Consider the following 13,643-nt stretch of genomic DNA (forward strand, 5'->3'; position numbering starts at 1 on the left):
TGAAAAGGAGGAAAAAGATGTTAGATTTAATTATTATTGGAGCTGGTCAAGCTGGATTAACAATGGGATATTACTTGAAGCAAGAAGGATATAATTTCTTATTACTTGAGGCAGGAAACCGAATTGGGGATTCATGGAGAAACAGATATGATTCTTTGCAACTCTTCACACCAAGGGAATATAGTAGTTTACCAGGTATGATAGTAAAAGGAGAAGGAAATGGATTTCCATGTAAAGATGAAATGGCAACATATTTAGAAGAATATGCAAGGCATTTTCAATTACCAGTAAACTTGCAAACCGAAGTTTTTAAAATAAAGAAAGAAAAAGATATATTCGAATTACATACTTCTACAGAAATTTTACAATCAAAAAAGGTTGTTATCGCAACAGGTGGCTTTCAGCAACCATATATCCCCTCATTTTCACAACATCTTTCATCGCATGTTTTTCAAATACATTCATCACAATATAAATCACCATCACAAATTCCTAAGGGAAAAGTACTAGTAGTAGGTGGCGGGAATTCAGGAATGCAAATTGCAGTAGAACTTGCAAAAACTCATGAAGTTACAATGTCTATCAGTCATCCTTTAACATTTTTACCGCTACATCTTTTTAGAACAAGCATTTTTAATTGGTTAGAAAAATTGGGTTTATTGTACGCTGAAGTAAATACAAGGAGGGGAAAATGGTTTCAGAAGAGAAAGGATCCTATTTTTGGTTTTGAAGGAAAGGAACTTATTCGTAGTGGAGCAATTAAACTAGAGGAAAAAGTGGTTAGTGCATCAGAAAATAGCATTATGTTTCAAAATGGTGGCACGTATAGCGTAGAAAGTATTATATGGTCAACTGGTTTTATTCAGAACTATAAATGGATTGAAATAGAAAAAGCAGTGAATGGGAATGGATTTCCTAATCATGTAAAGGGGATAAGTCCAGTAAGGGGATTATATTATATCGGTTTGCCATGGCAATCTCAAAGGGGCTCTGCACTTATTTGTGGTGTAGGAAAGGATGCAGCGTATTTACTTTCTGAAATCAAAAAAATAGATCAGTAGTAGCGACTACTGATCATCCATATGTACATGAATTAGGAGAGGTCAAACATTTATTAACTTCATTATAATAGATTTTCATAAGAATAAAAACTGAAAATTCTAATTTTATGTTGAGAAAGTTTTTTGTATCGAAATATATAAAAGAATAGGGGGTTTTAGTAAAAAAAATATGATATTTATATTTTAATAAATTGTGATATAGTTTATAAAGAATAGATTACCTGAAATGTTATTTTATTACATACGGATCGCGTTTTGGATTAAGGAAGGGGGAGTGATTGTGAAGTTTGATGATCAACGACTACTAGGAGTACGATTAGGTTCTGTACTTGTAACAGAGGAGAATCAATATTTAGTAATTAAGAAAAAAGATCATTATGCACTATTAAATATACATAATTTAGAATGCACACATGTTGAAGTGCAGTTAGAACATATTGAAGAAATGTTGCAGGAAGATTTCCAAGAAAGTATAACGGAGATTATTGCACCAGAACATATAAAAATTGTTGCGAAAAATGTTATATAGAGAATGAGAGAAAAAGAAAAAACTTCATCTTTTATTGATGAAGTTTTTTTAGTTAATTCGAAGTGAATGTCTTAAAAAATTTATCTCGGTACATGTACATTAACCATGAGGTTGTTAGTAAGGAAATAATGATTTGTTTATTTTTAATTGGCGCATTGAAAACAAGCCAGCCAACGATATCAAATAATAAATGTAGTGCAATTAAAAGAACTACAAATTGTAGTAGCGTATTTAAAAATCTTTTCATAAAGTGCCCCCTTAAAATAAAAGGTTTTATCAACAGTGTTGTATATTACTATTATACATTAAATGTGTTTCGTGGTAAAATTTACATAAGTTAGTGAAATAAAACAAATGAAAGCTAATGAGGAGGAATAGTCATGGAATTTTGGATGATCATACCGATAGCGGTCTTTGGGTTTATTTATATCGTTGAAAAATTAAATAGAATCGAAAAGAAAACGGATGCACGTTTAAAGAGGATGGAAGATAGATTACAGCTAATTTCGAAAGAAATGGGAATTATAGATAAAGAACCTGAAATTAATAAAGAGTTGCGCCAGCTTATGGAAGAAGGAAAAACAGTTACAGCAGTTAAGAGAGTAAGAGAGGCTTTTGGTTTTTCATTATTAGAAGCGAAGCAATATGTCGATAAATTATAAAAAAGACCATCCAATCGGATGATCTTTTTTTATTGAACCATACGTGTATTTACATAGGCAGCTATTATAACGTGTCCAATTATAATGATAGGAAATAAGATTTTGGCATTAGGAGTAGTGAAGACACTACCAATTGTGGCAATAACACCGGCAGTTAAATTATAAAGACCAACTATTTGTGATAACTTACCTTTATCTGGCACACGGCGTTCATTGAATCCTGATAAGAGCCAAGTGTATTGTTTTACTCCGATGAAATAAGCTAATGCAAATGAAATGATTGCTAATATGAATAATGATGGGGAAGCGAAGAGAGTCATTGAAAACACCTCCGTTAAAGGGTTATAAATAAATTATAGTATGAATGTTATAATTTAACAAAATATAAGTGTAATAGAAAAACGGAGTATTTATCATGAAGGGGGATTAAGTATGAATATTGTAGAATTCCAGAGATATGTATCAAATTTCAGTAAAGAAAAAGGATTTCAAGATACAACCATTGAAGAGCGTACAATGTATACGATGGCGGAATTGGGTGAATTAGCGGAAGTTATATTAAAGCGTGATAAAATACAAGATTCGAAAAGAGAGATTGGTTTAGAAATGTTTGATGTCATTTGGAATGTATGTGATTTAGCAAACAAGTTAGAAATTGATTTAGAGAAGGCGTTTGAAGAAAAAATGAGGATTAATAAAAAACGTGAATGGTAAAAGGAAAGTTAAAAAGCGTACAAAATTTTGTACGCTTTTTATTAATGAGATGAAAAATATGTAAGAAAAGATGGAACAAACTGTTAAGGTGAATTGTCTATTATAGGTAATAACTATTTCGTTTGAAAGAAAGGGTGGAGAAAATGAAAAAGAATACATTATTAAAATTAGGGGTATGTGTTAGTTTGCTAGGAACAACTCAATTTGTTAGTGCTGTTTCTTCTGTGAAAGCGGAACAAAAGCTAGAGCAAAAAATAATAAAAAATGAGACAGGAACTATTTCAATTTCTCAGTTAAACAAGCATGTATGGGTTCATACGGAGTTAGGTTATTTTAACGGAGAAGCAGTTCCTTCGAACGGGCTAGTTCTTATTACTTCTAAAGGGTTAGTGCTTGTTGATTCTTCTTGGGATGATAAGTTAACGAAGGAATTAATAGAGATGGTAGAAAAGAAATTTAAGAAACGGGTAACGGATGTCATTATTACACATGCGCACGCTGATCGAATTGGCGGAATAAAAACATTGAAAGAAAGAGGCATTAAAGCGCATAGTACAGTGTTGACTGCAGAACTAGCAAAGAAAAATGGATATGAGGAACCGCTTGGAGATTTACAAACCGTTACAAATTTGAAGTTTGGAAATATGAAAGTAGAAACGTTTTATCCAGGGAAAGGACATACAGAAGATAATATTGTCGTATGGTTACCGCAATACAACATTTTAGCTGGAGGCTGTTTAGTGAAATCTGCGTCCGCGAAAGATTTAGGAAACGTTGCTGATGCTTACGTAAATGAATGGTCTACATCGATTGAGAATGTGCTGAAGCGATATGGAACTATCAATTCAGTAGTTCCTGGTCATGGAGAAGTTGGGGATAGAGGTTTACTTTTACATACATTGGATTTGTTGAAATAAGAAACAGTGGGAATAAAAAAGCGAGGAGAAACAATTTTCTCCTCGCTTTCTTCTAACTATATTTAAATGCGAAGCCTGCATACGTTATTGAGATTTTAATTCCAAGTATACAAATACCAGTACCGTCATAATCGCTATAACAACGTAAGTAGCATCAAGCATTATAAGTGTTTTTAAAGTTTCAGTCATCCTCATTCACCCCTGATATGAAAATATAACATAATCTCTTGTTAATTAAATCAGAGATTATAAAGATAACAATGTACATGAAATTTATTAAGTAGTTTCTATATAAATATATCATATAAATAATGTAAACAATGTTAAGATAATGTAAATGTATTGTAAATGAAGGACTTTCCCATAGAATTTTTAATCAAAAAAATTGCTAGTTGCTAATAGTTCTTTAAATCTATTAACTAGCTATTTGAAAGTACCAACAAAGATGTACATTTTTCAGTAATGTTTTTAGAGTCAATAAAAATATTATGTCAACAATATGAACTGTCACAAATTTATCTATATTATTGTGATTGATATCACATCCTTTCATCTCACCAGATATTATGCTTAGTTTGTAAGGAATGATTGGGAGAGGGTGGGATGATAATGTTTTGTTATCAATGTGAACAAACGCCAACAGGCGGATGTAAAGTAATCGGTGTTTGCGGTAAAAATGAAACAATTGCAAGTTTACAAGATACGATTGTGTTTGGATTAAAAGGAATTGCGGCTTATCGTACGCATGCTGCTCAGCTAGGGTATACTGATGATTTTGTAGATGCTACAACGCAAGAAGCACTGTATATGACATTAACCAATTCTAACTTTAATGAACAAGAACATATTGATATGGCTATGAAAGTAGGGAAATCGGCTTTACGAGTAATGGAGTTATTAGATGAGGCGCATACGAATCACTTTGGTGTTCCAGAGCCTGTTCAAATTACACAAAACCATGTAGAAGGTAAAGCAATTGTAGTTACTGGTCATAATTTATTTGCGTTAGAAGAATTATTAAAACAAACAGAAGGAAAAGAAATTAATATTTATACGCACTCTGAAATGTTGCCAGCACACGGGTATCCGCAGCTGAAAAAATATAAACATTTAAAAGGAAACATCGGTAAGGCATGGTACGATCAACGACGTCTGTTCGAAAAATTTACAGGTGCCATATTAGCGACAACGAATTGTGTTATGCCAATTAAAGGATCATATTCTGATCGATTCTTTTCATATGATATTGCAGGTTTAGAAGGTGTACAAAAAATTGAAAATGATGATTTCACGCCGTTGATTCAAAAAGCGCTAGAACTTCCAGAAGTACATATGGAGTCGGATGAACAGTTAGTAACAGGGTTTCATCATAATACAGTATTATCATTGGCCCCAGAAATTATTGAGGCAGTAAAAGAAGGGAAGATTAAGCGTTTCTTTGTCATCGCAGGTTGTGATGCACCAGGAAAAGGCGGGGAATATTATCGTGAATTAGCAACGTCACTTCCGCCAGAAACGGTTATTTTAACGACTTCTTGCGGAAAATTCCGCTTTAATGATGTAGAGTACGGTGTTGTACCTGGTACAGAGATTCCGCGTTACATTGATTTAGGGCAATGTAATAATTCAATTTCTACAGTGAAAATAGCAGCCGCTTTAGCAGGTGCTTTTCAATGCGAAGTGAACGAACTGCCAGTTAGTATTGTCCTTTCATGGTTTGAACAAAAAGCGGTTGCGATTTTACTTGGACTATTTAGTCTCGGCATTCAAGATATTCGCATCGGTCCAAAGGCGCCTGAATTTATTTCACCTGGCGTGCTTGATGTATTACAAGAAACATTCGGTTTGAAACTGATTACAAATGCAGCGGAAGATATGGAAATGATGTTATCGTAACAAAAGGGTGATTTGTCTTATTAAGAAGAAGAACTGGCCTATAGCGCCTCGAAACAAAAATGTAGAATTTTTGTTTCGGGGCATTTTTTCTTAGTGGGATAGGTAATAGTTGATTTTAGAAAAATATAAAAATCGAGTTGACATTTACAACTACTCAGTCATACAATGTACTTGTAATAGGTAATACTGAGTAGTGCTGTTTCTCAAAATATTTTCAGCAAACGATAGGTAATAGCGGTTTTTAGAAAAATTTTGAAAATCAGTTGACATTCACAACTACTTAGTCATACAATGTAGTTGTAATAAGTAATACTGAATAGTGTAGTTTTACTCAAAAGCTATTCAGTAAAAATTCGCCTTAGTACTCTGTGATACTGAATATAAGTCAGACAGAATAGGGGGTAAAGGAGGATCAGGATATGGAAAATTTAACTGAAATGTTGAAAGGTTCACTGGAAGGGTGTGTACTGGAAATCATCAGCCGCCGTGAAACGTACGGCTATGAGATTACCCGCCACCTGAATGATCTTGGGTTTACCGAAGTCGTAGAAGGGACGGTTTATACTATCCTCGTACGATTAGAAAAGAAAAAGCTTGTGAATATTGAAAAGAAACCATCAGATATGGGGCCGCCTCGTAAGTTTTATTCATTAAATGAAGCAGGCCGTCAGGAACTTGAATTGTTTTGGAAAAAATGGGATTTTGTATCTTCAAAAATTAACGTCTTGAAGTCAAACTAGCCTCATAATATAAAATGTTCCGGCTCATATTTGGAGAGTTTCTTGTTCTGCTTTATAAAAAAGGAGGAAAATAATATGTTGGAAATATTCAAAAAATTAATTGGTGATAAAAAAGAGTACAGAATGATGATGGCACGTGTTGCAGCACTACCCGAGGACTATCAATTTGTGTTTAAGAAAATTCAAAACTACATGTGGAATTTTTCGACCGGAAACGGTATGGATATGCTGCACATACAGTATGAATTAATCGATTTGTTTGAAGCTGGTGCAGCAGAAGGCAGACAAGTGCTTGACATTACTGGGGAAGACGTAGCATCTTTTGCTGACGAACTAGTGGCAAACGCTAAAACGTATGTCTCCAAGTATCGTGAAGATTTGAATGAAAGTATTATGAAGAAGTTGAGAAAAAAATAAATACAATTAGGAATACCAACTGATTAGCTGGTTACAAATGTGAATTGCTACCATCGCTATTCAGTTATATTTTTAAATCACTACTAAGTATTACAGATTATCAGTGATACTAAATAGAGGGTATAGGTAATCTATTTTGATAAAGGGGGAAAAAGTATGAGTAATGCAGCGGTTTCTGTAAAAGGATTAAAAAAATCTTTTAAAGATAAAGAAGTCTTAAAGGGAGTGGATTTTGAAGTGCAGCGTGGCGAAATTTTCGCGCTGCTAGGCTCAAATGGAGCGGGGAAAACGACAACGGTCAATATCCTTTCGACGCTAATGAAACAAGATGATGGTGAAGTAAGTATTTGTGGATTTAATATCGAACGTCAACCAGATCATGTTCGTCAAAGCATCAGTTTGACAGGGCAGTTCGCAGCTTTAGACGGCATGCTTACCGGGAGGGAAAACTTGATCATGATTGCCAAGTTACGTGGTGTCTCCAATCCTGTTCAAATCGCTGACAATTTGCTTGGAAGATTTAGCCTGACGGATGCGGCTAATCAGAGGGCAGATCAGTATTCAGGCGGGATGAAGCGCCGGCTTGATATCGCGATGAGTTTGATTGGGGCGCCAGCAGTTATTTTTCTTGACGAACCAACGACTGGACTTGATCCTGAAGCGCGGATCGAAGTGTGGGATACAGTCAAGGAACTTGCCGGCAGCGGCACAACGATCTTGCTCACAACGCAATACTTGGAGGAAGCAGAACAACTGGCTGACCGTATCGCTATTTTGCATGGTGGAAAAATTATTACGACAGGTACTCTTACTGAACTGAAAGAGATGTTCCCGCCAGCAAAAGTAGAGTATATCGAGAAGCAGCCTACATTGGAAGAAATTTTCCTTGCGATTATCGGTAAAAAGGGGGAGATGTAAATGAAAAGTAAAACAGGGGTATTACTAGGGCGCTTAATGCGTAATATTATGCGTAGTCCAGATACAATTATTACAGTAGCGATTACACCAATTATGATGATGCTATTGTTTGTCTACGTATTTGGCGGGGCTATAAAGACAGGAACGGATAACTATGTCAATTATTTATTGCCGGGAATTTTGCTCATGGCTATCGCATCCGGTGTGGCTTACACTTCTGTGCGATTATTTACGGATGTAAAGAGTGGGCTAATGGCACGTTTTATTACGATGCCAATTAAGCGCTCATCGATATTGTGGGCTCACGTTTTAACCTCTCTTGTTGCGAATGTTCTTACTATCGTAGTGGTTATTCTTGTTGCGCTCTTAATGGGCTTCCGTTCCAGTGCTAGTATGCTAGAATGGCTTGCAGTAATTGGAATACTAGGAACGTTTACGCTAGCGCTCACATGGCTAGCTATCATTCCAGGGTTGAAAGCGAAGTCAATGGAGGGAGCGACAGCGTACTCGTACCCACTAATTTTTCTACCATTTATTAGTTCAGCCTTCGTACCTACCGAAACGATGCCAAAAATTGTTCGTGCATTTGCAGAGAATCAGCCTGTAACTTCAATCGTGAATGCAATTCGTGCCCTTTTATATGAAGGGACTGTTGGTAACGATATTTGGATTGCACTTGCTTGGTGCGTAGGGATCATGATCATTTCGTACTTTTTTGCTAGTAAAGCATTTAAACGTCAGTTAGGGTAAGTGAATTAAATCATCCGAAATTATATACGTTTTAGAAAAAGCACGGGAAGATTTTCCGTCCTTTAATAATACATTCATACTTCGCTTAATTGTAGTAGTTTTAAAGTAAATAGGAGAATAATGAATTGAATACAAATGCCATGAAATATGGTATGTAAAGTTTAACTAAAATAACTTGAAAATAAACAGAATATTCTATATAAATATAGAGGTCATAGTTGTGATGTGTTATATTTATACTTATAAGGTATATAATGTATAAATTAATTGTTTAGGGGATGGAAAAGGGAGAGATTCAAATGAAATGGTATTTATATGCTCTCAAAAACTATGCCAAATTTAGTGGGAGAGCAACGAGAAAAGAGTACTGGATTTTTACTTTAGTTAATAAGGTTACGTTTTGGTCATTAATATATTTTGCCTCATATTCTCCGTCTGTCTTCTATTTAAGAGCCAATATTACTTTGCTATATATAGCAATTTTTATCGTTCCTACTCTGGCAGTGGAAGCTCGTCGATTACATGATAGTGGAAAAACAGGATGGTGGCAGCTATTAAATTTGGTACCATTTGGAGGAGCGATTCTGCTTGTGTTTTGTATCATTGAAAGTGACGAAGGTGAGAATAAGTATGGACCAAATCCACATTTAAATCTTAAACAAGCAATTTAATGTATGTATAGTAAACTCTAATATAAAAAGGTGTGAACTAAAAGCTAGTTCACACCTTTTTATTGTATTATTCTTAGAAGCTTCGTTTAGCTTTGATAGCAAATACAATGTTTTCCCTAGGAACTTAAAAATATGGACAACTGGTAACGAATTAAATTCAATATTTTCAGGTGTAACCGATCGCTGCTTATGGTGAATATAAACATAACCTCACTTGGAAATCGTTTAATACTTCTTCAGGCATTTCCTTGATTGTAATATCTTTCCCTAAGAAAAGTAGCCAATTTGTCATCTCTGTCACTTCATCGGAATTGTGAACATCGATAAATGTTTTTAAAATAGCTGTAGATTGGTAAGGATTTGTATAAGATATAGAAACTTTGAAAGGATGGTATTTTTTGTACTGGGCAATCGCTTTTGGACCAAGTTCAAGTACAAGGTTAATTGCTTCGTCCTTCTTACTGAGTTTTTCTAAAATCTTTTTCTTATTTAACCTCTTTTTCGTTGTGTACGGTTCGATATTGATGAGGTCATCGACAGGAAACATCATCTTTTTTTCTTCTTTTAAGTCAAATCCTTCAATAATCCAATGACTTTTTTCTTGATAAAGGTGTAATAGGTAAATTGGATAAGACTTGATTTTTTCTTCTTTGACAGTAATCAATAAATGTCTATCCAATAGAAGGATTTGAATGAGTTTTTCTAACATCGGATGGGGGAGGTCAGAAAGCTCAAGTAGATCGGGATTATGGGGGTTAGTCCCTTCAAAAAGTAAGAGTTGATTTAAAAGAACAAGGTCATCTTGTTGAGTTTCAGAAATGAGTCCTAGTAGTTTTTCGGCTAAAGATTGGCGACTCTTTAGATAGGGAAGTTGTTGATTTCTTGTAGCCATAAAGGCAATAAAAAGAGCTTTGACTTCATTATCAGTAAAGCGAACAACGGGCAGGATAGAGTTATGCATAACAAAATATCCACCAGTTCTTCCAACTTCAGCGACAAGTGGCATGCCCATAGCTTCAATTTCTCTTATGTCTCTAATAGCTGTCGATCGTGATATGTTAAATTCTCGTATGATTTCAGTAATTGTAAAGTGGGAGCGATTATTGATATACCGCATAATTGTATTAATCCGTTCAACTTTTTTCATTGGAGTCTCCTAAACAGTATCATTTTTTGACATGATTTAAAGATATTATAAACTTATCAAATGAAAAGATAAATCATTTGATTCAATTTAAAAGAAGGAAGGTTTTGAATGTGAAAAATTATACGATTGAAGAAAAAGATAGCTTTATTGTGTTAGGTATTGGAACTGAAATTGAGAGTGACTATACAGACTTTGCTGGAATAAATAAAGAAAAGGAAGACTTTTGGTCAGCTGTTAAACAAGATGGAAGATTGGACGCTTTAAAAGCTTTAGCTACAAACGAATACATTTTTTCTGTGAGTGAAGCGGTGAATAACAAGATGATGTATTATGCTGGTGTTATGACAGAGGCACAAATAGAAGAAGAATCTAGAGTGATACAGTTTCCGAAGGGAGAATACTTAGTAGTGAAAGGGGAAGATAAAACGGCTGAAGAGCTAAGCAATAAGCTGACTGGTATCGCCTTCGGTCAAGCTTTACGAGAAGCAACAGATTTTGCTTATGTTGGTGGGCCAAATACAACAGTTGAGATGGGGCAGAGAGACGGCGTAGTATTTGGTGAAATGTGGATTCCAGTTGTTAGCAAGTAAAGTGATAAAAGGTACGAATATGGGAAGTAGAGGCTAACAATATTGAATTGTTGGCCTTTTTGACATAAATAAATTATTCATATGCAGCTACACATGATGTTCTGGTAAAACGGAATAAAAGGGAATTATTGTAAGGCGGTGGCGGGGTGAATAAAAAAAGGATATTTGAGTTATTCATAGTAGTGTTTGTTTTTCTATTCCTTCATGTAAGCACATATACCAATGAAAAATCTAACGATAAATTCGGTTCCTTTACTTTCGTTGTTCTATTTCTTATCGTTTATATCAACGCTATATTTATAGAACGGTATTTTGATGATATACAAAAGTGGGTCCGAAATATAACAATTTGTTTTGCTTTGTTAGTAGTTGCTGTAGTAGCTCTATGGATAGGATATTTTTAGAACCTTACTTCAGGGACAGTTCATTTAGTGCCCAATATTTTGTCTATCTATAGGAAAAGGGAACTAGGTAATTCTTTAAACGGAGAAACCAAAGTGGATATTCTTTTAAATAAAAAGGAGAGGTATGTGAAAAAGAGATTGGTAGTATGCATAATATACAGCATCCAAAAAGCTACATTTGCTAAAAACTAATCCCCCTCTTATAAGCAGTAAATACTTTTTATGAGAGGGGTTTATTCAGTTTAAGTCTATAAAAATTGAATGCAAGCAATGCAAGTTCTCACTTATTTAGAATAAGAGAAAAGGTGATGTTTTATTTGTTCAATAAAATACTGGTGGTGTATATTATCGTTAGATACTCGACTTGCCATAATAGCGCCCTCCATTGAAGATGCAAGAAAAGAAGCGAGCGATATAATGTCTATATCTTCTTTAAGCTCTTGTTTCTCTATTCCTTCTTTTATGAGAGAAGCCATTAACATTACTGTATCATCATAACCTTTTGCTGCTGCTGTTTGTAATTCTGGGAATACTCCAGTACTTTCAATTGCGCTATTAAGCAATGGACAGCCTCCAGCAATAGGAGGATTATTAGCTGCATCTTGATATACAAGGAAAATTGCAAGGATTTTATCGATTGCTGTCTTTTTATTTTCCATTGCTTTATGAAAATGCCCCCACATAATCTCACCACTTTTGTCGTAGGCAGCAAGGACAATTTCTTCTTTATTTTTGAATCTACGATAAATAGACCCTTTAGGTAGTTCAGTAGCTGTCATTATATCCTGGATGGATGTGCGAGTTATCCCATTAGTATTAAATAAATATAAAGATGTTTCAATAATTTTTTCCTTTACCGTATCAACTTTAGTCATGCTTTGTAGTCCTCCTAATAAAACCGAGCTTAATATTCCAGGTAATGTTTATCCTCTATTTTTTTGTAAGTATAAATAAGTGTGAAGTAAAAATATAGTATCAATCCCTATCTTATGGAAACCTCAAATAGTACAGTTTGAACAGAGGTTAATCAAATTGTATTATTTATATTTTTTAAATGAATTTTCTGTCAAAAATAAAATGATCAATTGTTTAATTTAGTCATGTTAGACAACTAATTTTACCTAAAATCGTAGAAGATGTAAAAATATATAGTTAATTTGAGTGCATAGACATATGAGTATTATATATAATCTTCATCAATATGTTTAGCTAAAGTGTTTGAACTACTCCCACTTTCACTTCTTATATAATAATATCTCACGCAGTTCTTGTGGATAAAAGCCTGATCACTTCATTCTATAAAAGAAATAATTAATGAGTACTGGAGTTTGATTGTAAATAAGAAACAGAGTTATAAATATATTTGCTTTTTTCTATTTTGTTAATCATTTGTAAAAAGGGTTTAAAAAACTAGAAACTTATAGTATCATTATATTCCGGACCGGACCGTTCGGTCTGTTAACTTATATGAATATATTTTGGAAGGAGAACTTTATGCAGAAAGAAAAATCAAAGATTGTAGGTAATTTAATTAGGAGGATAATAAAATGAACTTTATAAAAATGAATAAAAAAGAACTTATTATGTTAGTAATCTTTACACTGTTTGTACCATTTCAAATTGGCTTGTTCATATTATTTGGCATATCACTTTTAACTAATGTCAATTTAGTTGAATCAGAATTTCTTCTTAGTGCCATCGGTTTTACTGTATCTGCTATTGTAGGAATAATTTTCATTAGGAAAGAAATCATTCAAAGTTTTACTTATTTTAAAGAGAAAACAATTTTGAAAATAGTGAGTATTCCTATGGTGGTTTTACTTATGATGATTATTGAAAATTCTATTATGCATTTTCTAGCAACTGGTCAGCCAGAGAATCAAGAACAGCTCCTTGAAAGGGGTGGGGAGGTACCTCTTATATTTACATTGCTTGTATTTGGTATTCTGGGTCCAATACTTGAAGAAATTGTATTTCGTTATATTTTAATAAATCGCTTTTCGCATTATATTGGTACTGCTATTGCATCTATCATTTCGATTCTAATCTTTACATTCCTTCATACGAACCAGCTTTCGGATTATGCCATTTATTTACCAGGCGCGGTGATACTTACGATGGCTTATCTGATTTCTAAAAGATCCCTTGCATATGTCATAGCGATACATATGTTAAACAATTGCCTTAGTTTCATATTGTAAGAAGTTAGCCTTGCATCTGTTACAGA

The 13,643-nt window shown here is 34.0% G+C and carries 18 protein-coding genes; 14 read left to right on the forward strand and 4 right to left on the reverse strand.

The window, feature by feature from the left end; genetic code table 11:
• Nucleotides 1–17: 17 nt before the first annotated feature.
• Together ACUXEY_RS01325 and ACUXEY_RS01330 are read left to right on the forward strand one after the other, a co-directional pair.
• Nucleotides 18–1,061 carry a flavin-containing monooxygenase gene (locus tag ACUXEY_RS01325; protein ID WP_461299891.1) on the forward strand — a complete coding sequence of 348 codons (1,044 nt, stop codon included), beginning with the start codon at nt 18–20 and terminating at the stop codon, nt 1,059–1,061.
• Between the two features lie 280 nt (nt 1,062–1,341).
• Complete coding sequence (locus tag ACUXEY_RS01330) at nt 1,342–1,590, forward strand: hypothetical protein (protein WP_000666946.1); 249 nt, start codon at nt 1,342–1,344, stop codon at nt 1,588–1,590.
• Nucleotides 1,591–1,642: 52 nt separating this feature from the next.
• Here the strand turns inward: ACUXEY_RS01330 and ACUXEY_RS01335 are convergent, their stop codons facing one another.
• The gene (locus ACUXEY_RS01335) at nt 1,643–1,837 is read right to left on the reverse strand and encodes a hypothetical protein (RefSeq protein WP_461299892.1); all 195 of its coding nucleotides are present in this window, start codon (nt 1,835–1,837) and stop codon (nt 1,643–1,645) included.
• Between the two features lie 133 nt (nt 1,838–1,970).
• Here ACUXEY_RS01335 and ACUXEY_RS01340 point away from each other — a divergent pair, with 133 nt between their 5' ends.
• Nucleotides 1,971–2,252 (forward strand): hypothetical protein, encoded by a 282-nt coding sequence (locus ACUXEY_RS01340; protein ID WP_461299893.1) that lies wholly within the window; start codon nt 1,971–1,973, stop codon nt 2,250–2,252.
• A gap of 29 nt (nt 2,253–2,281) precedes the next feature.
• On the opposite strand, the gene ACUXEY_RS01345 is transcribed toward ACUXEY_RS01340, so the two are convergent.
• The gene (locus ACUXEY_RS01345; protein WP_087984093.1) at nt 2,282–2,572 is read right to left on the reverse strand and encodes a DUF3784 domain-containing protein; all 291 of its coding nucleotides are present in this window, start codon (nt 2,570–2,572) and stop codon (nt 2,282–2,284) included.
• A gap of 112 nt (nt 2,573–2,684) precedes the next feature.
• On the opposite strand from ACUXEY_RS01345, the gene ACUXEY_RS01350 reads away from it, so the two are divergent.
• From ACUXEY_RS01350 to ACUXEY_RS01385, 8 genes are all read left to right on the forward strand, one after another.
• Entirely contained in the window at nt 2,685–2,966 is a 282-nt protein-coding gene (locus tag ACUXEY_RS01350; protein ID WP_097815512.1) for a MazG nucleotide pyrophosphohydrolase domain-containing protein, read from the forward strand.
• Nucleotides 2,967–3,109: 143 nt separating this feature from the next.
• A complete protein-coding gene (bla2, locus tag ACUXEY_RS01355; RefSeq protein WP_461299894.1) occupies nt 3,110–3,883 on the forward strand; it encodes a BcII family subclass B1 metallo-beta-lactamase in 774 nt (257 codons plus the stop codon).
• Nucleotides 3,884–4,492: 609 nt separating this feature from the next.
• A complete protein-coding gene (hcp, locus tag ACUXEY_RS01360) occupies nt 4,493–5,779 on the forward strand; it encodes a hydroxylamine reductase (protein WP_098230493.1) in 1,287 nt (428 codons plus the stop codon).
• Nucleotides 5,780–6,198: 419 nt separating this feature from the next.
• Nucleotides 6,199–6,519, forward strand: coding sequence for a PadR family transcriptional regulator (locus tag ACUXEY_RS01365; protein ID WP_000429483.1), 321 nt, complete (start codon nt 6,199–6,201; stop codon nt 6,517–6,519).
• Nucleotides 6,520–6,594: 75 nt separating this feature from the next.
• On the forward strand, nt 6,595–6,936 hold the full coding sequence (locus ACUXEY_RS01370; RefSeq protein ID WP_000889650.1) for a DUF1048 domain-containing protein: 342 nt from the start codon (nt 6,595–6,597) through the stop codon (nt 6,934–6,936).
• Nucleotides 6,937–7,092: 156 nt separating this feature from the next.
• Complete coding sequence (locus ACUXEY_RS01375; protein WP_429603534.1) at nt 7,093–7,854, forward strand: ABC transporter ATP-binding protein; 762 nt, start codon at nt 7,093–7,095, stop codon at nt 7,852–7,854.
• Nucleotides 7,855–8,604 carry an ABC transporter permease gene (locus ACUXEY_RS01380; RefSeq protein WP_144614001.1) on the forward strand — a complete coding sequence of 250 codons (750 nt, stop codon included), beginning with the start codon at nt 7,855–7,857 and terminating at the stop codon, nt 8,602–8,604.
• Nucleotides 8,605–8,903: 299 nt separating this feature from the next.
• Nucleotides 8,904–9,275, forward strand: a complete 372-nt coding sequence (locus tag ACUXEY_RS01385) for a DUF805 domain-containing protein (RefSeq protein WP_429603535.1) — start codon at nt 8,904–8,906, stop codon at nt 9,273–9,275.
• A 187-nt stretch (nt 9,276–9,462) separates the two neighbouring features.
• Here ACUXEY_RS01385 and ACUXEY_RS01390 read toward each other — a convergent pair whose 3' ends face one another.
• On the reverse strand, nt 9,463–10,422 hold the full coding sequence (locus ACUXEY_RS01390) for a helix-turn-helix transcriptional regulator (protein WP_429603536.1): 960 nt from the start codon (nt 10,420–10,422) through the stop codon (nt 9,463–9,465).
• Nucleotides 10,423–10,532: 110 nt separating this feature from the next.
• Here ACUXEY_RS01390 and ACUXEY_RS01395 point away from each other — a divergent pair, with 110 nt between their 5' ends.
• Both ACUXEY_RS01395 and ACUXEY_RS01400 read left to right on the forward strand, forming a co-directional pair.
• Nucleotides 10,533–11,012, forward strand: a complete 480-nt coding sequence (locus ACUXEY_RS01395) for a GyrI-like domain-containing protein (protein WP_461299895.1) — start codon at nt 10,533–10,535, stop codon at nt 11,010–11,012.
• Between the two features lie 146 nt (nt 11,013–11,158).
• Nucleotides 11,159–11,416 carry a DUF3963 domain-containing protein gene (locus ACUXEY_RS01400; protein ID WP_461299896.1) on the forward strand — a complete coding sequence of 86 codons (258 nt, stop codon included), beginning with the start codon at nt 11,159–11,161 and terminating at the stop codon, nt 11,414–11,416.
• A 284-nt stretch (nt 11,417–11,700) separates the two neighbouring features.
• Here ACUXEY_RS01400 and ACUXEY_RS01405 read toward each other — a convergent pair whose 3' ends face one another.
• Nucleotides 11,701–12,291, reverse strand: a complete 591-nt coding sequence (locus ACUXEY_RS01405) for a TetR/AcrR family transcriptional regulator (RefSeq protein WP_461299897.1) — start codon at nt 12,289–12,291, stop codon at nt 11,701–11,703.
• A gap of 672 nt (nt 12,292–12,963) precedes the next feature.
• On the opposite strand from ACUXEY_RS01405, the gene ACUXEY_RS01410 reads away from it, so the two are divergent.
• Nucleotides 12,964–13,617, forward strand: coding sequence for a lysostaphin resistance A-like protein (locus ACUXEY_RS01410; protein ID WP_461299898.1), 654 nt, complete (start codon nt 12,964–12,966; stop codon nt 13,615–13,617).
• Nucleotides 13,618–13,643 lie beyond the last annotated feature (26 nt).

This window comes from Bacillus sp. F9_6S_D1_P_5, from assembly GCF_054823925.1.